Raw genomic sequence first — 22,886 nt, forward strand, 5'->3', positions numbered from 1 at the left:
AACTTAAAAAGCTGACATATTGAAATAAAGGGAAATTAGCTCAGCTGGTTCAGAGCACCTCGTTTACACCGAGGGGGTCGGGGGTTCGAACCCCTCATTTCCCACATTGCTTTCAAGGATTTGAAAGATTTTTATAAAGACCTTTTAATACAAAAGGGGAAATTAGCTCAGCTGGTTCAGAGCATCCCGACGTTAACAGTCGGGAGGGTCGGGGGAACTTAAAAAACTGACGAATTGAAATAATGGGAAATTAGCTCAGCTGGTTCAGAGCACCTCGTTTACACCGAGGGGGTCGGGGGTTCGAACCCCTCATTTCCCACACTAAACCTTTCAGGAAACTGGGAGGCTTTTTTGTTTTGGGGCTTTTTTTATCTTTAGGTATGTTCTATACTTATATCTTATATTCCTCCGTTCGTGATAAATATTATGTTGGATCCACCTCTGATTTAATTGGGAGGCTAAAAACGCATAATACTAATCATTCAGGTTTTACAGGACATACTGGAGATTGGAGAATTGTTTGGTCTGAGCAATTCGTAGAACACAGCGGCGCTTTGCTCAAAGAAAAACAAATTAAAGGCTGGAAGAGCAGAAAGCTTATAGAAAGATTAATTAGCTCAGCTGGTTCAGAGCATCCCGACGTTAACAGTCGGGAGGGGCGTCCCGATTGAATCGGGATCATTTCCCACACTAAGCCTTTCAGGAAACTGGGAGGCTTTTTTGTTAAAAAATATTTTACGCCTATATTTAAATTTTAAACCCGAAATTGGTGCGGAATTGTTGAGTTAACATGATCAGTAAGATTATCCGCTTCATCTTCTTTGGGAACTACTTTGTGGGCATACTGGCTGTTGCACTAACTTTAGAAGCTACCATTCAGTTACGTCTGCCCTTCAATTCTGTCAACTATTTCCTGCTGTTATTCCTGGCGCCAACCATTTACTATACATATGCTTACAGCAAGGTTTCTACCCAGCCATCTACAACAAACCCAAGAACACAGTGGTATTATGAACATCAGAAGATGATCGGTTTAAGCCAGGTCGTTTTATCTGTTGTGTGTGCCATGCTGGGGGTAAGCCTTTTGTATCATAATTTTTATCACATCCTGAATTTGCCGTTGCTTTATTGGATAGCTATTGCAGTGATTTTTATTGCGGCTGTACTCTACTATGGTTTACTCCCACGCTCATTTCTGAATATTAATCTTCGAAATACAGGCTGGTTTAAAGCTTTTGTAATCGGCTTTGTATGGGCTTGCTGCGCTAATGTATTGCCCCTCATTATGCTGAAAATCGAGACGGGTATAAATTATCACGACTCGGTTTTGTGGACCTGGTTGTTTATTAAAAATTGGATGTTTTGCACTGTAAATGCAATTATATTCGACATTAAAGATTATCCCACTGATGCCAATAAACACCTGCGTACATTTGTTGTGCGCTATGGATTACGTAAAACCATATTCAACATACTGATCCCTTTATTGATTATTGGTTTGGTTTCTTTAGGGGTTTTCGCCAGTTATAAAGGTTTCGGAGTTCCGCAGGTATTGTGTAACGTACTGCCATTTGTAGCTACCATTTATATCGCTTATTCCATGCACAAACGCCAGAATATTCTTTACTATCTGATGGTTATTGATGGCCTAATATTATTTAAGGCAGTTTGTGGCATCATTGGAATGCAGTTTGTGCAATGATTTGCTTTCAGCCCGCAAAAACGCATGGTATTCATTAACTTAGAGAGAACATCATATTCCTGACCATTAAAACTTTCAGCTTTGTTAAATGATTATAGTAAGATAGCTTCCCGATACGATTTTTTGAGTCGTTTGGTATTTTCCCGGTCACAAGTCAATGCACAGATCAGCCAGTTGAAACAAATTCCAAAAAATTCAACAGTACTTATTGCCGGAGGAGGGACTGGCTGGATCCTGGAAGAAATAGCTAAGATACATCCCTCTGGACTACACATCCTATATGTCGAAATCTCATCAGCAATGCTTGCACTTTCAAAAAAAAGAAATTGCGGGCTAAATAAGGTCGATTTTATCCACTCGGCAATAGAAGTATATATTACAGATCATGTTTTCGATGTAATCATTACCCCATTTCTCTTTGATAACTTTTCTCCGCAACGAGCGGAGATTGTTTTTAATAAACTACATCAACAATTAATAAATGGCGGCTTTTGGTTTATGGTCGATTTCAGTCTCCAGAAAAAGCAAGGCATCTGGTGGAAGAAAATTTTCCTCAAGGTAATGTATACCTTTTTTAACATAATCAGCCAGGTAGAAGCTAATAAACTGATTGATATGTCAGCCTTTTTTCTTGAGGCCAACTATATCATTTTTGAAGATCAATTTTATTACGGAAAGTTTATCAGGGCCACCATTTATCAAAAATGACAATTATATAATGCAATATAATTGCATTTGTTTGTTTAGTTTATGATTTTTACATCAAAAAAAAATGATATGGATTTTGATGTAATTATCATTGGCGGCAGTTATGCTGGTTTATCGGCGGCACTGGCGCTTGGCCGGGCAAGACGGAATGTTCTTGTTATTGATGCGGGCAAACCCTGTAACAGACAAACGCCGCATTCTCATAACTTTTTAACTCACGATGGTGAATCACCAGCACAAATTTCTGGGAAAGCTAAATCGGATGTTTTGAAGTACCCTACAGTTAAAATGGTCGAAGCCACCGTGATTAAGACGAGCAAAGAAGGTAATCATTTCTCTGTGAATCTAGAAAATGGCATACATTTCCACGCTCGCAAGCTGCTTATTGCCACAGGTTTGAAGGATGTTTTGCCTGATATCAAAGGTCTTGCAGATTGCTGGGCCATATCTGTCATTCATTGTCCGTATTGCCATGGTTATGAATTTCGAGATGAGAAAATAGGTTTGTTCATGAACGGCGACCATGCTTTTGAAATGGCCCGAACACTCTGGAACTGGAATAAGGACCTGACACTGCTCACGAATGGAAAATCTCAGTTAACGGTTGAGCAGACAGAAAGATTAAGATCCAGGTCAATCTCGATTATTGAAGATGAGATAGTAGCCTTTGAGCATGAAAACGGTATGTTGGAGAGTGTAGTCTTCAGGGATAATAAAAGGTTGATATTAAAGGCAGTTTACGCCAGAGGAGAAATTATGCAGCATCTTGATTTCGAAAACCAGTTAGGACTTTCTATAACTAACTTGAATACAATTAACGTAGATGAGCAACAAAGGACTAATGTTGAGGGTATTTATGCGGCAGGAGATTGCACCACGCTCATGAGAACACTGTCTGTAACCGCGGCATCAGGTACGCTTGCCGGAGTAATGATCAATAAGGAATTGACTACAGAAGATTTTTGATCGATCACAGCAATTAGAATACTATTGCCGCTGCAATTGTTGCGATAAACATCGTTGCCATTACAATTCTATCTGCCGTTATCCACTGCTCTCTGGTTAAAGGAGTTACTGCTTTTTTTGTTGTTACTTCTGCCTTTGGTCTTACCAGTCTGATTGCAGATATATCCAGTTTAATAATCATGTGAAAAGTTTTTATAGGTTACTTTTCACAAAACAAATCCTGAGCCAAAGCGCTCAGGATTTGTTTAAATGTGGATAACTTATATTTTTTTGTTAATTATTTGATATTTATATGGTTATAAAACCCGTTAACTATCCCAACCGGTTTTACAGATGTATATTTATTCGAACATATTAATGTACTATCTTTTTATGTATGAGTATGTTAGTCGACAGTTTGTTCCTTAGGGTTAAGATTCAATTTGCTGTTTTTCCTGCCGTATCCAAAGTAGATGGCTAAGCCAATAATCAGCCATACTGCTAATCTTAACCAGGTCTCCCAGGGCAGAAAAACCATCATGGCAATGCAGGTTAAAATACCCAGAATGGGAATTAATGGAACAAAAGGAACCCTGAACGGGCGTTTTGCATCTGGATTGGTTTTTCTTAAAATCAGAATTCCTGCACAAACCATCAAGAAGGCAAGAAGGGTTCCAATGCTTGTCATCTCTCCGACAACATTCATCGGCACAAATGCTGCAAAAAGGCCTATGAAAATGCAAAGGATGATGTTCGATTTCCAAGGGGTTTTAAATTTACTGTGCACATCAGAGAACATTTTTGGCAGCAGCCCATCTTTACTGATGGAATAAAACATTCTCGACTGCGCCATCAAATCAATCAAGATCACTGATGTGTAGCCGATCAGAATAGCCAGGATAATTGCCTGACTCAGCCAGCCGTAGGGTGTTTTTTCTATTGCAATTGCTACTGGTGCCCCACTGTTTGCAAATTCTTTATAGTTGGCTAAACCCGTCATCACATGGCCAAACAAGCCAAATAAAACTGTGCAAACCAAAAGCGATCCAATAATGCCGATGGGTAAATCGCGGGCTGGGTTTTTTGTTTCCTGGGCTGAAGCGGCTACCGCATCGAAACCTATAAACACAAAGAATACCAGTCCGGCACCACGCAAAACACCGCTCCAACCAAACTGACCGAAGGTACCCGTATTTTCAGGGATATAAGGATGGTAGTTTGCAGGATTAATGTATTTCCAGCCTAACGCGATAAATACCAGTACTACGCCAACCTTTAGGAAAACAATGATGCCGTTTACAATGGCCGATCCTTTGGTTCCGCGAATCAATATTGCTGTCATTAATACCACAACTAAAGCCGCGGGAATGTTAATCATGCCATGAACAACTGATCCATCAGCAAGTTTCCCTGTTTCAAAAGGAGATAAAGTAAGTTGTGGAGGTAGGTAAATTCCGAGGCTTCCCAGAAATTTTGTCAAATATTGCGACCAGCTAATGGCGACAGTTGCACATCCAACCGAATATTCCAATACTAAATCCCAACCAATTATCCAAGCAAATAGCTCACCCATTGTGGCGTAAGAATAAGTGTAGGCACTTCCAGCAACGGGGATCATGGATGCGAATTCGGCATAACATAGGGCTGCAAAACCACAACCGAGGGCAGCAATTACAAATGAAAGCGTTACCGCCGGGCCAGAATGGTTGGCTGCCGCTAAACCCGTAATAGAGAACAAACCCGCGCCAAGTGTTAATCCTACGCCTATTAAAATGAGGTTTATCGGCCCTAATGTTCTTTTTAGTGTCCCTTCGCCACTTTGATTTGCCTCTGCAACAATGCTGGCTATAGATTTTTTCATGAAAATAAGTTATGACCGTGCAAAATTATCAAAATATATTAAATCTATCGTATTTATATGTTTGTGGTTGTGAGTTAACCTTGCAAAAACAATCCTGATTTAGACGACCGAAATCAGATTAAATGGCTAGGATTTGCCTTTAATGACTACATTAATTACAAACTTAAATTTTATAATAAAATTAAATAACTGTAAATCAGTAATTTAATAGATATTATATGTTTTATATAGTACTATGTATTGCATAGTACATTATAAAACATATATCTTTGTATTATGATAGCAGAAAATACGCAAACGCAAATGCGGAAGGGAATTCTGGAATACTGTGTTTTATCAATCATTTCGAGAGGAGAAATTTATGCCTCAGATATTATTGCCGAATTACGTGCGGCGAAATTATTAATTGTTGAGGGTACACTATATCCATTATTAACCAGGCTTAAGAACAATGGTTTGTTAAGCTATAACTGGGTAGAATCTACCTCAGGCCCACCACGCAAATATTATGTCTTAACAGAAGAAGGCAGAGAAATATTATCAAAATTAGATCAAACCTGGCAGGAACTGGCTTATGCTGTGGGTGTATCGCAAACCGGAGCCAGCTCATAATCAGTAAACGAAATGGAAAAGACCATCATCATAAATATAGGAAACACCATCATTCATATTGAGGAAAGTGCCTACGAACTCTTAAAAGCCTACTTAAATGAGGTAAAGCAATATTTTGCCAATCATGCCGACGATCTCGAAATCGTAACCGACATTGAGAACAGGATTGCCGAATTACTAACAGAACAGCTGGAAGCCCAGAAGAAACAGGTAGTTGACTCTGCAGATGTGAATTCTGTTATTGCTCAAATGGGAAAAGTCAGAGATTTTGATGCTGCCGAAGATGCAGAGGAAGAGCCTGTTCAGGAAAGTAATTACCAGCACCAATACACAGAAAAGAAATTGTACCGTGATATGGATGATCGTGTAGTGGCTGGCGTTAGTTCAGGTATTGCACATTATATCAATACTGAAGCAAGATGGATCAGACTGGCCATGCTCCTGCTTGCCTTTATGGCCGGAACAGGAGCATTACTTTATGTAATTCTGTGGATCATTATGCCTAAGGCCAAATCACGGGTTGAAAAAATGGAGATGAAGGGTGAGAGAGCTAACCTCGAAGGATTTCAGCGAAACCTGGATGAAGAATTGGAAGCGATTAAACGTGGAATGTCTTACGCAGGAAACCACACCGGTTCTATCTTTGCCAGAATAGGAATTTTTATCGGTGAGTTTTTCGAGTGGCTGGGCCGGTTCATATCCGGAACCGGAAAGGTAATTTTCAAGGTTATTGCAGGATTCATCATCCTCTTCGGAATACTCTTTTTGCTTGGTTTAATTATTGGTGTTGCTGCTTTTCAAGGTTTCCTGGATTCCAGCATCTACGAATATTTTCCCTTCTCCATTATCGATGAGAGCAACAGAGGGGTAATCCTGTTTTCTGCATTTATTGTGATGTTTATCCCGATACTGGCACTTGTTCTCTTCTCAATAAGAGTGGCTTTTAATAAACAGGCCATTAACAAAACACTTTCTTTTGCATTACTGATTGTATGGCTGGCCGGAGTGGCAACTGCTTGTTATCATGCGGCCAGAATTTCTTCTGAGTTTAAGCAACATGCAGAATTAACCGAAACTGTTGATCTGAAAATTACGCCTACTTATGTCATCGATATAGATAAAAGTAAGTATTTCAGTCATGAAGATAGTGTCTCCTACCACATTACCAGTGGTAACCGCAACCAAATCGTAACTGATGATTTTGAAAACGGCCCTTTTATATCGCCTAACAACATCAGAATTAACATTGAAAAAAGCGAAACGGGTACAGCGCGATTAATTAAAAAATACGAATCGCAGGGGAAAAACTTTCCAACAGCACTTCAGAACGCACAAAACATAAACTATACATATGATTTAAAAGATTCGCTTTTTGTATTCAACCCACGATTTGAACTGAGAAAGGGTACCATCTGGAGAAATCAGGAAGTAACCTTAATCTTCGAAATTCCGGTGGGCACAAAGCTTATTTTAAAAGAAGATGCTTACAGGTATATTAATAACTATTGGGCCTGGAGTTGTAATGATCACGAAGATGACCACAATAATTATAGCGTTTGGATCATGACCGAAGAAGGTTTGAAATGTAAGTATGATTTAGACCACCCTGAACAGAATACAGAAAACCAATAACATGTTTTAAATATCGTCCCGATTCGCAGATTATCGAACCGGGACGATTGCCACCCATTAGTTTAAACCACACCTACCAGACCATGAAAAAATTGCTAATGCTTATGGCATGCCTGATGGCATGTGGGATTTCCTTTGCCCAAAAATTACATCACCTATCGGGGAAAATTATCGATGAAAAGTCCGCTGGCGTGCCATTTGCAGTAGTAAGTCTGCATAAAATCCCTGATACCAGTCTGGTGAAGCGAATATCTTCCAACATCGATGGTCGTTTCGAATTTACTCAGTTAAAAGAGGGTAATTACATGATCTCAGTTTCAATAGTTGGCTTTAAACGAAAAACTACCAATCCGTTTTTGCTGGGTGAAGATGTAGAGTTACCCGCCATTGCGATCGAAAGTTTAACCAGGCAGTTAAATCAAGTAAATGTTTCCGGAAAGAAACCATTTATCGAGCACCAGATCGATAAAACAGTTTTGAATGTCGAAAACAGCATCACCGCGTCAGGGGGAACGGCATTGGAGGTTTTGGAAAAGGCTCCAGGTGTGCAGATCGACCGTCAAAGTGATCAGATCAAGCTGAATAACAAATCCGGGGTATTAGTGATGATTGATGGTAAGACAAACTTCCTATCGGGCGCCGATGTAACTGCCCTGCTCAGTAACATGAGTGCAGAACAGATTTCTACGATTGAACTCATTACCAATCCATCTTCAAAATATGATGCAGCAGGAAACGCAGGAATCATTAATATTAAGCTTAAAAGGAATAAAGCCTATGGGACTAATGGCACGGCTTCTCTAAATACCGGACAAGCTTTCATGCCCAATTCACCCAAAGATTTATACCGGGTTGGGATAAATGTTAACCTTAATCATCGCGAAGGAAAATGGAATGTTTTTGGAAATGGTGCTGTAGCTACAAAATCAACATTTAATAACACCTATCTGGACAGGACAACATCCTCAAATGGTATAGCCAGTCTGCTCACCCAGAATTTTGATCGTAAAAATAAGGGAACTGGTTTTCAAGGCAAATTAGGCGCTGATTACTACGCATCAGAAAAAACGGTATTTGGGGTAATGGTTGATGCCAACACACTGAGTACTAAACTTACTAACTTCAGTAATACCAATATCAATGCCGTTCAGAACGGGATAGCTAACCTAAGTTCGATTCTTCAGGATGCCAATTCAACTTCGCCGGTAAGTAATATTACAGCCAACTTTAACATCAAGCATGATTTTGATAAAAAGGGTAAAAGTTTAACCTTCGACGTGGATTATTCCGGTTTTGGAAACAAGAAAGACGAATACTTTTTAGCCAGTTATTTAAATGGTGGAGGGGCTTTGACCAATCAAACCAATTTAAGGAATAATACAGATGCACAGATCAATGTTTACGCTGCTAAAACAGATTTAACATTACCCTTATCAAAAACAGTTAAAATTGAAACCGGATTAAAAAGCAGCTACGTCGTTACCCATAACGATTTTCTTTCTGAGCAGCTGATCAATGGCGTTTGGCAAAATGATATAGGCAAATCGAACAGATTTGTTTACAAGGAAAATATCAATGCTGCCTACGTAAATTTGGCCAAAGAATGGAAGGTCTGGCAGGTACAACTCGGTTTAAGGGCAGAGCATACCCACTCCAATGGCAACTCGATCACAGAAAATAAAGAAGTTGACCGCGATTATCTCTCGCTTTTTCCAACCGCCTTTGTGAATCAGAAAATTGGCGAAAACCATAACATCCGTTATTCGTATAGCCGAAGAGTAGACCGCCCGAACTATCAGCAACTGAATCCCTTTGTTTTCTATATGGATCCGCTGGCAGTAGATCAGGGTAATCCTTATCTCAAACCGCAGTTCACTAACAGTTATGAGATCAGTTATAGTTATAAGGAGATGTCATTATCACTTAATTACGCCGATACCCGCGATATGATTACACAGGTCAGTCAGCAGGATGATGCCACTCGTATCATCAGTGTCATCCGTCAAAATCTTGGTCGGTTTCAAAATTATTCGGCCGCGGTGTACGTGCCTGTTAAAATTGCCAAATGGTGGAATTTCCAGAATAATTTCAGTATTTACTATAGTAAATTTAACGATCCGAATCTCGAAGGTGCAGCTTACAGTGCGGGTAAGGTAGCTTTTAATGTGTATAGCTCAAGTTCTTTTACTTTGCCTCAGGATTTCTCTTTTGAAATTAATTTCTGGTTGAATAGTCCGCGGATATCTGGTGTAGAAAAAACAACCATTACACAATATGCGGTAAATGCCGGAATGCAGAAAACCTTTTTAGATAAAAAGCTTAAACTGAGATTAAGTATGGATGATCTTTTCTTAACCAATTACTGGGCAGGAAGTCTGGTATATCAGAATGTAAACATGAATGTCGTTAACCATTATACCAGCAGACGTGCCAACCTCAGTATCAGCTATAACTTTGGAAACCAGAATGTGAAATCAGCCAGATCCCGAAGCACTGCAACCGATGATATCAAAAACAGGGCAGGAGGGAATTGATATCATGGTTATCTGAGGGTAAAAGGGATAACGGAGGGAATAGGCAAAAAGCTTACGGAGAGATAACATCATTCCGTTTAAACATAATCAAGTCCAGCGGAATTAACACTTTTATTTCCAGTAATCCGCAAGTTTTTGAGCTTCTTTCTTAGTTAAATGGATTACGGCTCCGTGTTTAGGAGATGAGAAATTTGTCGATTTCATAACCCCCTCATTAAAACGGCCGAGATTTTTGAAGTTAACAAAATCAGCTGTTTCACTGAAGCCAAAATTGTGAGGGCTAATCCTATAGATATCGTAAATCAGCAGCCACTTTTGCTGACCAATAATTTTATACACCGTTGGTGCTTCGCAACCTTTGTCCTCCGGATCGTACCATTTATCATCATATTGATAACCTGAATTAATTGTATTGGAAACGGCCTGTTTCACCCCTGAAGTTCCATCGTGGGGGACGTAAAACATATGGTATTTATCGCCAACTTTGGTAATGTCGGCATCGATGTAGGAGACATCCTTCGGATAACTGAACAACAGTTTAGGAGGAGTATCTAAACCTGTAAAATCCTTATTCATGTAAGAATAATACACTTTATCTTTTCCGTTGCCAAAACGCATGGTGAAGTAAATCATCATTTTCTTTTGCGATTCATCATAAATAAGCTCGGGCGCCCATGCGCAGCCAATATCTGCAAGTTCAGGAAAGGTGTGGTCAACCCTTAAAACCTGATGGGTCCAGTGGATGAGGTCTTTTGACTTCATTAAAACCAGACCCCTGTTGTTTCCCCAGCCGTATTTCTTTCCATCACGTTCCCATTCCGTGGTTCTATAGCCTTGCTTTTGAGCATATATGTGAAGGTCGGTTAAAGCCAGATAAAACATGCCATCCGGCCCGCGGCAAATGTAGGGATCGCGTATACCTTTTTGTTCGGCAATGGTATCGCCGGCAATAATGGGCTTCGAGTGGTTGATATCGGTAAAACTGTATCCGTCTTTACTTAGCGCCATGTAAAGACCATGTGTGTCATCTTTGAAATAGACCATCAGATAGGCTGACATGTCTTTTTCTGCAGGAACCTTTTGCTTTTTCTGTGCCTCGGCCGTGGCAGCAAAGAAAATGAGTAGCGAAGTGATGAAAACTAATTTATACTGAAACTTCATTTGATTCTATGTGGTTAGAAATTGAAGTCCAAAATAACCAATAATCGTCATTTTAACGATTATTGGTTAAAAATTATTTCATGTGCCTTTTATGAATGTATGAGCATTATTAATCAGGCTATTGCTTCAGCAGGCCATCTATTTCATTATTAAATTCTGTTATAAATTCAGTATAATACTTTCCTGTAGCGGGGCCGCTATATCCGGTATGAATCTGAGCAACCTCACCTTTCTTGTTGATAATGATGGTAGTTGGGAATGATAAAAAGTTCTTTAGTGCAGGCAAAGATTCTGCAACAAGCTGTTTATCCGGTTTGCCGCCAACAACCTGATCATATTCTATTCCAAATTTTTCCCGAAACCGGCTTAAGGCTGTACGTACATATGCCGAATCCAGTTGTCTTTCATAGTGAATGCCTACAATTTCAACACCACGTTTGCGGTTAGCTTTGTACCAGGGAGCAAGGAAAGTTGCCTCATCAACACAGTTGGGACACCAGGTGCCTGTTATCGTTAAAATCACCACCTTATTTTTAAACTTTTCGTCAGTTAACGATATTTTCTTTCCATTCACATCCGGCAAAGAGAAATTAAGGGTTTTGTAACCGTCTTTCAAAAATGTGAGTTTGGTGGCATCGGGTAAAGCAGCATTTTCATTTTTTATCCCGTTAAAGGCTACATTGCCGCGTGCAGTAACAATCTCCCCATTGATGCTGCCCTCTTTGGTGAAAGTACCTTTGTAAAATGAGGGACTTGATCCGATAAAGCTGGATAAGTAAAACTGATCGCCATCTACTACACCTTCCAGGTAACGCGAATCGCCGGTGATGCGCAGAAATGTTCCGGTAATTTTATTGCCTTGCTGCTTAAACAGGCCTACAACTTTTTCCAGATCGCCGTTTGGGGATTTAAATGTCACATCGTAAGTTCCGGAGAAATCGCCCGAGGCAGGTTTCCCATCTGTTTTAAAACGATAATTCTCACCCTTTCTGGCCACTAAGACCATAGGTTTCCCTGTACGATCTTGTTTTCTCAACACTCCGCTCAGCGAATCGCCTTTCAGTTTGAAGGCAAATTCGTTATCAAACTGGTTTAATTTAACCAAAACAGAGTCTCCGGTCTGTGTTACAACACCTCCTTCAAAATGCTCGTCGGCATTTAAAAATACAAGATGGGCAGGACCACCATTTTTTGAACTAATCTCAAAATTAAAAGGGATCTCTACATCAGGCTTAATCTTAAAAACGCCCCTCCATTTGCCTGATAATGAAAAAGTATTTGTTTTAACACTCGTAGCATCCTTTTCTACATTGGTTTGTGCCTTTATAAGGCTTGCTGACAATAAAAGAGATAAGGATAGAAATACAACAGTTTTAATATTCATAATCGTGGCTGAATCTAAGGATTCAGGGCAAAGGTAACGATCTCAAAAGCTAAGAAGAAATTTTTTAAATAAATTCTAGGGATTTTATAGTCTATTCAATTATTGTACTATCTTTGCGCCAGTTATTTTAAAATACTTATCAAGAAAGGTGGAGGGAATGGCCCTGTGAAACCTTAGCAACCCGCCGTAGCTGGAAAAGGTGCTAATTCCATCCCAAAGTTTTTGGGGTAGTTAAGTCAGTTGATTGCAAATATGTATGATAATATATTGTAGCACTTCTGATTTAAGGAAGTGCTTTTTCATTTGGCGGTATTGCAATGTTGAGGGGTATTAATCACAATAAAAAGGAAACAGATGAAAAAAACCAACGAGCAAGCACCAATTCAAATTATCCACTTTAAATACCTAAAGCTATCGCGAATGTGTAGCGGCGGTTGCTGAGACGCTAAAAAAGAAACGTAATCAGCGTTTCCTGTCTCAAATTAAATGTCATTTATTATTGTGTTAAAATTCGCCAAAAAGCGAAGTGGAATTGCTTTGCCCGGATTTTGACAATTTTTAAACTAATCATTAATCCTATCTTATTTATGTTCAAGAAAATTAAGCTGTCTGTAATACTTTTTTTGCTACTGCTTTCCCAAATCTCCCGTGCACAAAATATCACGGTTTCGGGTATTGTAAAAAGTGCTTCAGGTGAAACGTTGCCTGGGGTATCAGTTGTGGTAAAAGGAACCAAAGAAGCGGCTACTACCAATAACAACGGATCGTTTACGATTTCAGCAAATCCGAAAAGTATATTGTTAATCTCTTACATTGGCTTTGATACCAAAGAGATTGAAGTCACCGGGAATACAAAAAACTTAGCAATTATTTTAACTGAAAGCAGTAACGCGCTGGATGAGGTAGTGGTCACTGCCCTGGGTATATCCCGTGAGAAAAAATCTCTGGGTTATGCCGTTCAGGAGCTAAAGGGGCAGAGCCTTACTGAAGCCCGGGAAAGTAATCTTGTAAATGCGCTGGCGGGAAAAGTAGCAGGCGTCAGGATCACCAACAGCCAGGGCGATATGGGTTCTTCCAGAGTAGTTATCCGGGGGGAAACTTCCATCTCAGGAAATAACCAGCCATTGTTTGTAGTTGATGGCATCCCGGTGGATAATTCACAGTTAAGCGGTGCCGGCGCGAGGGATTATGCCAATACCATTTCTGATATCAACTCCAATGATATTGAGTCGATCAGTGTGTTAAAGGGGCCCAATGCTGCGGCATTATACGGGTCGCGGGCTGCGGCGGGAGTGATTATTATTAAAACAAAAACCGGGAAATCGAAAAAAGGACTGGGCGTTACTTTCAATTCAAATGCAGTAATCGAAACGTTGTTAACCTTACCTAAGTATCAGGATGTTTTCGGACAAGGGTCAGAGGGTAGGTTCAGTTATGTTGATGGTAAAGGCGCAGGGATCAATGACGGAGTAGATGAGAGTTGGGGACCGAGAATGGATGGCCGGCTGATTCCTCAGTTTTTCTCTAAGGGGGTAGCCGTACCCTTCGAAGCGCATCCAGACAATGTTCGCGATTTCTTTGAAACCGGTTATTCGCTTTCAAATGGTATTGCTGTAGAAGATGCAAGTGAGAAATTTAACTATCGCCTGTCTTACAATAACCTGAAGCAGGTTGGTGTAATTCCGAATTCAGGGCAAGGCAAAAACTCACTAACGTTGAATACTACCCTAAACATCACACCGAAACTTAGCCTTACCGGAAATGTAAATTACAATATGTTGAATGCAGATAATTTGCCAGGAACCGGAGGCTCACGATCAACCAGTACCATGTTGCAGTTTACCTGGTTCGGCAGGCAGGTTGATATTAACCGACTGAAAAATTACCTGGATGAAAATGGAAATACATTCAACTGGAACAATAGCTATTATAGTAACCCTTATTGGGTTGCCTACGAGAATACCGTATCACAACGTAGAAATAGAATTATCGGAAGTGTGGGCTTAAAATATGCCATTATAGATGGTTTGAATTTTAACTTCCGTTCTGGAACAGATTATTATAACGATCGCCGTAAAGTTAAAATTGCTTACGGTACAAATGGCACGCCCTTCGGATCTTATACAGAAAGCGCATACACGGTTAGTGAAAGCAATACGGATGCTACCCTCAGTTATGATAAGAAACTAAATGATGATTTCAGCATTGAGACCCTTTTAGGAACCAATATCCGGTCCAGATTTACCGAACAGAATGATCAGAGTGCCCCCAGGCTGGCGGTAGCTGGTTTATACACCCTGTCCAACTCGCGTGATCCGCTTACCTCATCAAACAACTACACAGATTTTAAAACCTATGGCATTTATGGATCTGCCCAGATTGCTTTCAGAAACTATCTATTTGTTAACGCAACGGCAAGAAATGATTGGTCTTCTACACTGCCAACACAAAACAGGTCTTACTTTTATCCTTCATTCAACGGAAGTTTATTGTTAACTGAAGCCTTTGACATTAAAAGTGACTTATTGGACTACGCCAAAATCCGCGGGGGATGGTCGAAAGTAGGTAAAGATGCATCGCCTTATCAATTGATCAATACTTATTCCTTTAACGCGCCCTTTGGTACCAGTCCTCAGCTCATCCCTTCCTCAACGGATTTAAATCCAAATTTAAAGCCAGAAACGACTTCTTCATCAGAGCTTGGCTTAGAGGCGGTATTATTCAACAAACGCCTGCGCTTTGATTTAGGCGTATATAACAGTAACAGTTTCAACCAGATTTTAAGTGTAGATGTAAGTGCAAGTACCGGCTTCAGATCTAAATTACTTAACGCAGGAAAGATTAATAACAAAGGGATAGAGGTACAGTTGGGGATAACGCCAGTGAAGAAAGCTTTTACCTGGGACATTGATGTAAATTACGCTGCAAACAGAAGTAAGGTCATCGAACTTGATCAAAGCGGGTTGTTGCAAACCTATGTTGTGGCAACAAACTCTGCTCAGGTTATCGCTGCCGTAGGTCAGCCGTATGGTGCACTGTTTGGTAATGCTTTCCTGAGAGATGGAAACGGAAATATTGTGGTAAATGCCACGGGCGCACCGCAAACCGATCCAACTAAAAAGGTTTTAGGTAAGTACACTCCAGACTGGATCGGGGGAATTTCGAATACCTTCAGCTATAAGGGCTTTAGTTTGGGCGTATTAATCGATGCCAGTTTTGGGGGATCAATTTATAACGGTACCTATGCAACCGGAACTTACACTGGTGTACTTGCTTCTACCTTGCCAGGAAGGGCAGCAGAATTTGGCGGGATTTCCTACTACTATCCTGGCAACCTTAAAGCCAATGGAACCGTTAGGCTGGCAGCAGGGACTGCTGCACCTGCAGGTGTAACGGTTTACGATGATGGAATCATCTTCGATGGTGTTACTGCTGACGGAAAGAAAAATGAAAAAATACTTCCGGCTCAAACTTATTACAAATCGTTCAGGACCATTGATGAAGCCAATATTTTCGACGCATCATACGTAAAGCTTCGTGAAATTAAACTTACCTATAACCTGCCTGCGAAATGGCTTCGTCCATTGAGCCTGCAAGGTGTTTCTGTCGCTTTAGTTGGAAGAAACCTGGCTATACTGCACCGAAATGTAACGGATATCGATCCGGAGGTGGCATTTAATACGGGTAACGGACAAGGTTTGGAAAGTTTATCTAACCCAACAACCCGTACTTACGGTATCAACCTGAACATCAAATTTTAATTATCCTGTCATGAAAAAGAATATCCTATATATACTGGCTTTAACAGCAATTTCATTTTCTTCGTGCAATAAAGAGCTCGATGATGTGAATACAAACCCCAATGCCACAGAAAACGCTCAACCCGATTACCTGCTTACCGGAGCAATAAAAAATGGGGCTGACGCATACTGGGGAACAACAAATAACATGAATTCCAGTCTGTTGTTTGTGCAGCATTGGGCCAAGGTGCAGTACACGGAAGAAGATCGCTTCATTTATTCTAACAGCAGCTTCACCTCCCTTTGGTCGACCTTGTATGCAACAACCATTACCAGTTTAAATAAAATCATAGAAATAGGAAATACAACTGGTAATTCCAATTACAGGGGTGTAGCACTGACGTTAAGATCCTGGTCATTCCTATTGCTTACTGATGCTTATGGGGATATCCCATATACCCAGGCTGGTAAACTTAGTCAGTTTATCACCCCTGCATACGACAAGCAAAAAGACGTTTACTACGGTTTGCTTGATGATTTGAAATCAGCAAAAAATGCACTTGATGTTTCAGGTAAAAGCATTGCCGGCGATATTATATACAGCGGCGATATCAACAAGTGGAAAAAGCTGGCCAATTCATTGCGTTTGAGGATCGCATTGCGTATTGCAGACAGGGAGCCTGCGAAAGCGAAACAAATATTGGATGAAATAAAGGCTGATGGCGATTTGTTTATTGCTGATAACAGTGAAATTGCCCAGTTGATATACTCCATTTCGCCTCAGCAAAATCCGGTGAGTGCGCAGTTCGATACCAGAGATGATTACAGAATCAGTAAAACGATAGTGGATAAGCTTTTCAGTCTCAATGATCCGCGTTTGCCCATTTATGCCAGCAAAACACAAACTGCAACACCCGAAGAATACATTGGTTTGCCTAACGGCCTCACCAATTCGGAAGCCAGTAACCTAGGTTTTGCGAAAACATCAAAACCAGGTACTTATTTTCTCGCACCTCAATCTCCGGCTGTATTTTTTAGCTATGCTGAGTTGCTGTTCGATAGGGCTGAGGCCGCTGCAAGAGGATTAACCACAGAGAATGCTGCTAATTTATACAAACAGGCAGTGATCGCCTCACTCAAACAGTTCGGTATCAGTGATGCTGCAGCTACAGCTTATGCCGGCCAAAGTGCTGTTCAGTACGATGCAAGCAATTACAAGAAGTCGATCGGTGAACAAAAATGGCTTGCACTTTTCGGGCAGGGTTTAGAAGCCTGGGCAGAAAGACGCAGATTGGATTATCCCCAGTTAACGGCATCTGTTAATACGGTACTAAACGGACAAATTCCAGTGCGTTTTATTTATCCCGGTACCGAACAATCCTTAAACGGGCAAAGCTATAAAAATGCTGTTGCCAATCAGGGTGCAGATCTATTAACTACAAAGTTGTGGTTTGACCAATACTAACTTTATTTTAAACAGGGCGGTTTGAGGAACATTTCCGCCCTGTTTTAAATTTAAAACGGAGCTTGTAATAAATTCGTTTGGTTGAGGGTAAAAATGGAGATAATGGTAACTTGCAGGCCATTTATCAATTTTAATACGAGCCATGAGGAAATCAGTTTTTACCCTTATTATATTTCAATTTTTAGTACTAAGCACATTTGCACAAAAGAAAGCGCCTTTCTGGGATGACGTACAGGTGATTAAGAAATATGATCAGATGTATAAAGCACCCGCTCATCCGGTATTGTTTGTAGGAAGCTCGTCTATTAGAAAATGGGATGATCTCACCCAGACTTTTGCAAAATACAATGCTTTAAACCGGGGCATTGGCGGTGCAGTTATTAACGATATCACCTACTATTTAAACGATGTGGTGTTTCCATATCAACCCAGACAAATTGTGCTGTATGTTGGTGAAAACGACCTTCCGAATGATACAGTTACTCCCGATACCGTCTTAAACCGAACAGTCCGGTTATACCAGGCCATCCGGGCCAAATTACCAGCTACTCCAATCGTATACATTTCTATTAAACCCAGCCCCAGCAGGGAAAAGTTTAAAGCAAAGGCAGAAGCTTCAAATGCCCTTCTTCAGAAATTCTTTGCCAAAGAAGCAAATACCAAATTTGTAAACATTTATCCTTTAATGTTATCAAAAACAGGCGAAATGCGGAGAGAGTTATTCCTCGATGATATGTTACACATGAATGCACAGGGTTATGCTATCTGGAAAAAGGCCATAGAGAAATACCTGGTGAAGTAAAGCCATGCATATTGTGCAGACGGTAATGCGATTATGCATTTGTTCTCCCGCCCGATATTTATCTGATAAACCCAGATAAAGCTAAGCTTGTTTTTGTACATTTGGCTTCCATCTTCAAAATAAGATAGATAAGTATGCCCATCAGATACAGCTTAGCCATAATTTTCATTTTTGCTTTCAACATTTCTGTTTTTGCCCAAAACAAATTTACCCTCAGTGGAACCATTCGTGATGCCAGCTCCGGCGAAACCCTTATTGGTGCAACGGTACGCATAACCGGTCCATCCTCAGCGGCAACCCTTACCAATGCCTATGGTTACTTTGCACTTACTCAGTCCGAAGGAACCTACACCCTCACCATCAGTTATACCGGATACGCAAACCAGGTTAAAACGATTGTCTTGAACAAAAACCTGAAGATAAACGAAGAACTCAAAGCAGCCAATGATTTAGCCGAAGTAACTGTTAGCGCCAATAACCGCAGAAACGAGAATGTAAAGAGTGCACAAATGGGACTGGAGAAAGTTGATATGCAGTCTTTGAATAGTATTCCGGTTTTATTGGGTGAAAAGGATGTCCTTAAAACCATTCAGTTGCTTCCAGGTGTCAAATCCGGAGGAGAAGGCAATACCGGATTCTATGTACGCGGCGGTGCAGCAGATCAGAATCTTATTTTGCTGGATGAAGCGGTAGTTTACAATTCTTCTCACCTTCTGGGCTTCTTTTCCACTTTCAATGCAGATGCCATCAAGGATGTAAGCTTATATAAAGGCGGAATGCCTGCTCAATATGGTGGCCGTTTATCTTCCGTTTTAGATGTTAAAATGGACGATGGAAACAATAAGGAATTTAAGTTTCAGGGTGGAATAGGCTTAATTGCATCACGTTTAAAAGCTGAAGGACCGATTGTAAAAGACAAAGGTTCTTTTATGGTGAGTTTCAGGCGTACCTATATCGATCTTTTCCTGCGGGCTTCGCCCGATTCTTCCATCAATGGGAGTACATTGAATTTTTATGACATCAATGCCAAAGCAAATTATAAAATCGACGACAAGAATACGATTTACATTTCCGGCTATTTCGGGAAAGATAACATCGGCGTAAAAGATCTTTTCGAAAACAACTGGGGAAATGTAACCACTACTTTCAGGTTAAACCACATCTTCAATAGCCGCCTGTTTTCCAACACATCTTTAATTTACAATAACTACAACTATACCGTTCAACTGCTTAATGATGCGACCAACTTTAAAGCAACTTCTCTGGTACGCGATTTCAATTTAAAAGAAGACTTTCAATACTTCAGCAATAAACACACATTGAGGTTTGGCCTCAATGTAACCCAGCATCGCATATCGCCCATTGATATTACTACTTCGCAGGAATCGCAGGTTAATCCGCTTACGCAGGAGAAAAGGTATGGATTGGAATCTGCAGCTTATGTTTCTGATGAATGGGCGGTTACTGAAAACCTCAACTTTCTTTACGGCCTTAGGCTGGCTGCTTTCTCTCTGATGGGACCGGGTAATTTTAGTACATATGATGCATCTGGCAATGTTACATCCACTCGAAATGTAGCCAGCGGTAAGTTTTACAAAAATTACCTGAATCTCGAACCGCGTTTTTCGGTAAGTTATTTATTCAATGAGCAAAATTCAATTAAGGCATCTTATAACCGGAATACACAAAATATCCACATTTTAACCAATGCTACATCGAGTTCTCCAACCGATCAGTATGTGCTGAGCAGCAATAATATCAAGCCAGAAATTGCCGACCAGGTAGCCCTGGGTTACTTCAAAAACCTGGAAGAGAATAACTATGAGTTTTCCGGAGAGATTTACTATAAGTGGCTGCAAAATCAGATCGACTATAAAAACGCAGCCCAGTTACTGGCCAACAGTAATGTAGAATCTGAATTGCTTTATGGTGTGGGAAGGGCATATGGCTTGGAATTGTTTTTTAAAAAGAAAACCGGAAAGCTAAATGGCTGGATTGGTTATACCTTATCCAGAACAGAACGCAAGTTTGCCGAGCTAAATAATGGGAATTATTTTCCGTCGAGGCAAGATCGTACGCATGATGTTTCAGTGGTTGGTATCTACAACATGAATAGAAGGTGGACTTTCTCCTCAAGTTTCATTTACAGCACCGGCAACGCAGTCACTTTTCCGGCAGGAAAATACACCATCAGCGGTCAAACCATGTATTATTATACACAGCGCAATGCCGGCAGAATGCCTTATACCATGCGTCTGGATTTAAGTGCAACTTTAGAAGGTAGGAATAAAGGGAAATATCAATCCAGCTGGACGTTTGGCGTTTACAATGCGCTTGGCCGCAAAAACCCATATTCAATTGAGTTTATTAATGATCCGGCCAACCCGTCTAAAACTGTAGCAGAACAAACATCATTGTTTGGAATGATCCCCTCGGTAACCTGGAATTTTAAATTTTAAGCCATGAAACAACTTATATTTATCTTATGCATGGTAGTTTGCTTTTCTTCTTGTAAGAAGATAATAAGCATCGATACCGAAAACGCTCCTCCACAGATTGTAATTGAAGCTAAAATTAATGACAGGCTGATTGACCAGCAGATCAGGATCACTAAAACAGTAGGCTATACTGATGCGAGTATTTATCCAACAGTATCAGGGGCAACGGTAAGTGTTTCAGATAGCCGGGGAAACAATTACGTGTTCAGGGAAACCGCTGCAGGTGTATATACCAACAGAATGCGGGGTATTTATGGCGTCACTTACACCATGAACATTGTTGCTGAAGGTCAAACCTATACGGCAAGTTCAAAAATGCCAAACCTGGTCAGGATGGACTCGATTGGCATTATCAGCAATACATTTTTTGGAAATGAACGAAGAACCACCGCTGCCTATCTGGTAGATCCGGCTAATGAAACCAATTTTTACCGCTTTACACTCAATAGAAACGGCATCAATTCCAATCGTATATATGTGAGCAACGACAGGCTTACTAATGGGAATAAATTGCGGATTCAGTTGTATTTTAATGCAGAGGATGATGAGGATGAAGACCTGTTAAGCGGAGACAAAGTGGCTGTAGAAATGGAAGGCATTGATTCCAATGTATTTGATTATTGGTATGCACTGAGTTCACAGTCGGGCAGGGGGCCGAATCAGGGCACCACACCGGCCAATCCAACCTCGAATATCTCAAATGATGCATTAGGCTATTTTAGTGTCAATACCTATCAGAAAATTACTGCCACCGTAAAATAGTCATGCCAAAGAAATAAGGCGATAAAATGATGGTCTTAAAAAACAGAATTCAGGCTTAGCCGTTAATAACTCATGAATGTATTTATAAGTGGCAATATCGCTTCAGATGCACTGCAGGCACTGGAAGAAAATAACATCTCTTTTACACAATGGAAAGAGGAACGGCAAATTAGCGCTGAAGAACTGATTGAGGCCTGTAAAGGTCAGGATGCGCTCATCAGTGTTGGTCCTAATAAAATCAATGCTGCGTTTTTAAATGCCTGCAAGCACCTGAAAGTAATTGCACTACATTCCGTAGGGTTCGATCAGGTGGATGTAGCGGAAGCTAAAAAGCTGGATATAAAAATCGGGAATACTCCCGGGGTGCTCAGTGCCGCCACCGCAGATACCGCTTTTCTGTTAATGCTGGCCGTATCCCGCAAAGCCTTTTATCTCCACAAAAAAATCATCAACGGCGAATGGAAAAACTATGAGCCGACACCTGAGCTTGGAATAGAAGTGACCGGTAAAACACTTGGTGTTTTTGGTATGGGGAAAATTGGTATTGAGCTGGCCAAAAAATGTGCTGCTGCCTATGGGATGAAAGTGATTTACCATAACAGATCAAGAAATGAAGCCGCTGAGCAGGAATTAAATGCCACCTATGTTTCTTTTGAAGAGTTACTGGCACAAAGCGATGTACTGTCTGTTCATACAGCGCTAACCAGCGAAACAAAAGGTAAGTTTACCATTGATGTTTTTAAACAAATGAAGCCCAATGCCATATTTATTAATACCGCACGGGGTGGCATTCATAATGAGGATGATCTTATCCAGGCTTTACGAGATAAGCTGATTTGGGGTGCTGGCTTAGACGTAACGAATCCCGAACCTATGAAACATCATAATCCTCTGTTAAGTATGGAAAACGTGGCTGTTCTCCCGCACATTGGCTCCGCTACAGAAGAAACACGTGCAGCAATGTCGAGGTTAATTGGTGAAAATATTATTGCTGGATTAAAGGGAGAAGATTTGCCTTATCCGGTTTATTGATACTCATTCCTGAATTTCTTGCCGATATTAAAACAAAAAAGCTGACCA

17 protein-coding genes, 2 tRNA genes and 1 riboswitch are annotated in these 22,886 nt (G+C 40.5%); of the genes, 15 read left to right on the forward strand and 4 right to left on the reverse strand.

Going from position 1 to position 22,886, the window contains the following annotated elements; genetic code table 11:
* Nucleotides 1–29: 29 nt before the first annotated feature.
* The 6 genes from R2Q80_RS11895 (at nt 30) to R2Q80_RS11920 (ending at nt 3,376) form a co-directional block, all read left to right on the forward strand.
* Nucleotides 30–104 (forward strand) — tRNA-Val (locus R2Q80_RS11895).
* A gap of 140 nt (nt 105–244) precedes the next feature.
* Nucleotides 245–319 (forward strand) — tRNA-Val (locus R2Q80_RS11900).
* 61 nt (nt 320–380) lie between these two features.
* The gene (locus tag R2Q80_RS11905) at nt 381–671 is read left to right on the forward strand and encodes a GIY-YIG nuclease family protein (RefSeq protein WP_316799831.1); all 291 of its coding nucleotides are present in this window, start codon (nt 381–383) and stop codon (nt 669–671) included.
* Nucleotides 672–790: 119 nt separating this feature from the next.
* Complete coding sequence (locus R2Q80_RS11910; protein ID WP_316799832.1) at nt 791–1,702, forward strand: UbiA family prenyltransferase; 912 nt, start codon at nt 791–793, stop codon at nt 1,700–1,702.
* 81 nt (nt 1,703–1,783) lie between these two features.
* On the forward strand, nt 1,784–2,410 hold the full coding sequence (locus R2Q80_RS11915) for a class I SAM-dependent methyltransferase (protein WP_316799833.1): 627 nt from the start codon (nt 1,784–1,786) through the stop codon (nt 2,408–2,410).
* Nucleotides 2,411–2,479: 69 nt separating this feature from the next.
* Nucleotides 2,480–3,376, forward strand: coding sequence for an NAD(P)/FAD-dependent oxidoreductase (locus tag R2Q80_RS11920; RefSeq protein ID WP_316799834.1), 897 nt, complete (start codon nt 2,480–2,482; stop codon nt 3,374–3,376).
* A 13-nt stretch (nt 3,377–3,389) separates the two neighbouring features.
* On the opposite strand, the gene R2Q80_RS11925 is transcribed toward R2Q80_RS11920, so the two are convergent.
* Together R2Q80_RS11925 and R2Q80_RS11930 are read right to left on the reverse strand one after the other, a co-directional pair.
* Complete coding sequence (locus tag R2Q80_RS11925) at nt 3,390–3,557, reverse strand: hypothetical protein (RefSeq protein WP_316799835.1); 168 nt, start codon at nt 3,555–3,557, stop codon at nt 3,390–3,392.
* Between the two features lie 204 nt (nt 3,558–3,761).
* A complete protein-coding gene (locus R2Q80_RS11930; RefSeq protein WP_316799836.1) occupies nt 3,762–5,216 on the reverse strand; it encodes an amino acid permease in 1,455 nt (484 codons plus the stop codon).
* A gap of 276 nt (nt 5,217–5,492) precedes the next feature.
* Here R2Q80_RS11930 and R2Q80_RS11935 point away from each other — a divergent pair, with 276 nt between their 5' ends.
* The 3 genes from R2Q80_RS11935 to R2Q80_RS11945 all read left to right on the forward strand — a co-directional run bounded on the left by R2Q80_RS11935 (nt 5,493) and on the right by R2Q80_RS11945 (nt 9,994).
* A complete protein-coding gene (locus tag R2Q80_RS11935; RefSeq protein ID WP_047798814.1) occupies nt 5,493–5,828 on the forward strand; it encodes a PadR family transcriptional regulator in 336 nt (111 codons plus the stop codon).
* Between the two features lie 12 nt (nt 5,829–5,840).
* Nucleotides 5,841–7,460, forward strand: a complete 1,620-nt coding sequence (locus R2Q80_RS11940) for a PspC domain-containing protein (RefSeq protein ID WP_316799837.1) — start codon at nt 5,841–5,843, stop codon at nt 7,458–7,460.
* An 83-nt stretch (nt 7,461–7,543) separates the two neighbouring features.
* Nucleotides 7,544–9,994: an outer membrane beta-barrel family protein gene (locus R2Q80_RS11945; protein WP_316799838.1), complete on the forward strand. Its 2,451-nt coding sequence runs from the start codon at nt 7,544–7,546 to the stop codon at nt 9,992–9,994.
* A 111-nt stretch (nt 9,995–10,105) separates the two neighbouring features.
* Here the strand turns inward: R2Q80_RS11945 and R2Q80_RS11950 are convergent, their stop codons facing one another.
* Both R2Q80_RS11950 and R2Q80_RS11955 read right to left on the reverse strand, forming a co-directional pair.
* Nucleotides 10,106–11,155 carry a glycoside hydrolase family 43 protein gene (locus tag R2Q80_RS11950; protein ID WP_316799839.1) on the reverse strand — a complete coding sequence of 350 codons (1,050 nt, stop codon included), beginning with the start codon at nt 11,153–11,155 and terminating at the stop codon, nt 10,106–10,108.
* 118 nt (nt 11,156–11,273) lie between these two features.
* Complete coding sequence (locus R2Q80_RS11955; RefSeq protein ID WP_316799840.1) at nt 11,274–12,539, reverse strand: TlpA disulfide reductase family protein; 1,266 nt, start codon at nt 12,537–12,539, stop codon at nt 11,274–11,276.
* A gap of 133 nt (nt 12,540–12,672) precedes the next feature.
* Nucleotides 12,673–12,777, forward strand: a riboswitch (SAM riboswitch).
* A 349-nt stretch (nt 12,778–13,126) separates the two neighbouring features.
* On the opposite strand from R2Q80_RS11955, the gene R2Q80_RS11960 reads away from it, so the two are divergent.
* From R2Q80_RS11960 to R2Q80_RS11985, 6 genes are all read left to right on the forward strand, one after another.
* Nucleotides 13,127–16,300: a SusC/RagA family TonB-linked outer membrane protein gene (locus tag R2Q80_RS11960; RefSeq protein WP_316799841.1), complete on the forward strand. Its 3,174-nt coding sequence runs from the start codon at nt 13,127–13,129 to the stop codon at nt 16,298–16,300.
* A gap of 10 nt (nt 16,301–16,310) precedes the next feature.
* On the forward strand, nt 16,311–17,744 hold the full coding sequence (locus tag R2Q80_RS11965) for a SusD/RagB family nutrient-binding outer membrane lipoprotein (RefSeq protein WP_316799842.1): 1,434 nt from the start codon (nt 16,311–16,313) through the stop codon (nt 17,742–17,744).
* Nucleotides 17,745–17,886: 142 nt separating this feature from the next.
* Complete coding sequence (locus tag R2Q80_RS11970) at nt 17,887–18,546, forward strand: GDSL-type esterase/lipase family protein (protein ID WP_316799843.1); 660 nt, start codon at nt 17,887–17,889, stop codon at nt 18,544–18,546.
* A 134-nt stretch (nt 18,547–18,680) separates the two neighbouring features.
* Nucleotides 18,681–21,005 carry a TonB-dependent receptor gene (locus R2Q80_RS11975; RefSeq protein ID WP_316799844.1) on the forward strand — a complete coding sequence of 775 codons (2,325 nt, stop codon included), beginning with the start codon at nt 18,681–18,683 and terminating at the stop codon, nt 21,003–21,005.
* Nucleotides 21,006–21,008: 3 nt separating this feature from the next.
* Nucleotides 21,009–21,806 carry a DUF4249 domain-containing protein gene (locus tag R2Q80_RS11980; RefSeq protein ID WP_316799845.1) on the forward strand — a complete coding sequence of 266 codons (798 nt, stop codon included), beginning with the start codon at nt 21,009–21,011 and terminating at the stop codon, nt 21,804–21,806.
* Between the two features lie 72 nt (nt 21,807–21,878).
* A complete protein-coding gene (locus R2Q80_RS11985) occupies nt 21,879–22,838 on the forward strand; it encodes a D-glycerate dehydrogenase (protein WP_316799846.1) in 960 nt (319 codons plus the stop codon).
* Nucleotides 22,839–22,886: the final 48 nt, after the last annotated feature.

The sequence above is a fragment of the Pedobacter frigidisoli genome, assembly GCF_032678525.1.
Lineage (GTDB): Bacteria > Bacteroidota > Bacteroidia > Sphingobacteriales > Sphingobacteriaceae > Pedobacter > Pedobacter frigidisoli_A.

Bases quoted from the DNA above. Each gene is read 5' to 3' on its own strand.
- R2Q80_RS11905 (WP_316799831.1), top strand. From the start codon at position 381: ATGTTCTATACTTATATCTTATATTCCTCCGTTCGTGATAAATATTAT.
- R2Q80_RS11910 (WP_316799832.1), top strand. From the start codon at position 791: ATGATCAGTAAGATTATCCGCTTCATCTTCTTTGGGAACTACTTTGTG.
- R2Q80_RS11920 (WP_316799834.1), top strand. From the start codon at position 2,480: ATGGATTTTGATGTAATTATCATTGGCGGCAGTTATGCTGGTTTATCG.
- R2Q80_RS11925 (WP_316799835.1), bottom strand. From the start codon at position 3,557: ATGATTATTAAACTGGATATATCTGCAATCAGACTGGTAAGACCAAAG.
- R2Q80_RS11930 (WP_316799836.1), bottom strand. From the start codon at position 5,216: ATGAAAAAATCTATAGCCAGCATTGTTGCAGAGGCAAATCAAAGTGGC.
- R2Q80_RS11935 (WP_047798814.1), top strand. From the start codon at position 5,493: ATGATAGCAGAAAATACGCAAACGCAAATGCGGAAGGGAATTCTGGAA.
- R2Q80_RS11940 (WP_316799837.1), top strand. From the start codon at position 5,841: ATGGAAAAGACCATCATCATAAATATAGGAAACACCATCATTCATATT.
- R2Q80_RS11945 (WP_316799838.1), top strand. From the start codon at position 7,544: ATGAAAAAATTGCTAATGCTTATGGCATGCCTGATGGCATGTGGGATT.
- R2Q80_RS11950 (WP_316799839.1), bottom strand. From the start codon at position 11,155: ATGAAGTTTCAGTATAAATTAGTTTTCATCACTTCGCTACTCATTTTC.
- R2Q80_RS11955 (WP_316799840.1), bottom strand. From the start codon at position 12,539: ATGAATATTAAAACTGTTGTATTTCTATCCTTATCTCTTTTATTGTCA.
- R2Q80_RS11960 (WP_316799841.1), top strand. From the start codon at position 13,127: ATGTTCAAGAAAATTAAGCTGTCTGTAATACTTTTTTTGCTACTGCTT.
- R2Q80_RS11965 (WP_316799842.1), top strand. From the start codon at position 16,311: ATGAAAAAGAATATCCTATATATACTGGCTTTAACAGCAATTTCATTT.
- R2Q80_RS11970 (WP_316799843.1), top strand. From the start codon at position 17,887: ATGAGGAAATCAGTTTTTACCCTTATTATATTTCAATTTTTAGTACTA.
- R2Q80_RS11975 (WP_316799844.1), top strand. From the start codon at position 18,681: ATGCCCATCAGATACAGCTTAGCCATAATTTTCATTTTTGCTTTCAAC.
- R2Q80_RS11980 (WP_316799845.1), top strand. From the start codon at position 21,009: ATGAAACAACTTATATTTATCTTATGCATGGTAGTTTGCTTTTCTTCT.
- R2Q80_RS11985 (WP_316799846.1), top strand. From the start codon at position 21,879: ATGAATGTATTTATAAGTGGCAATATCGCTTCAGATGCACTGCAGGCA.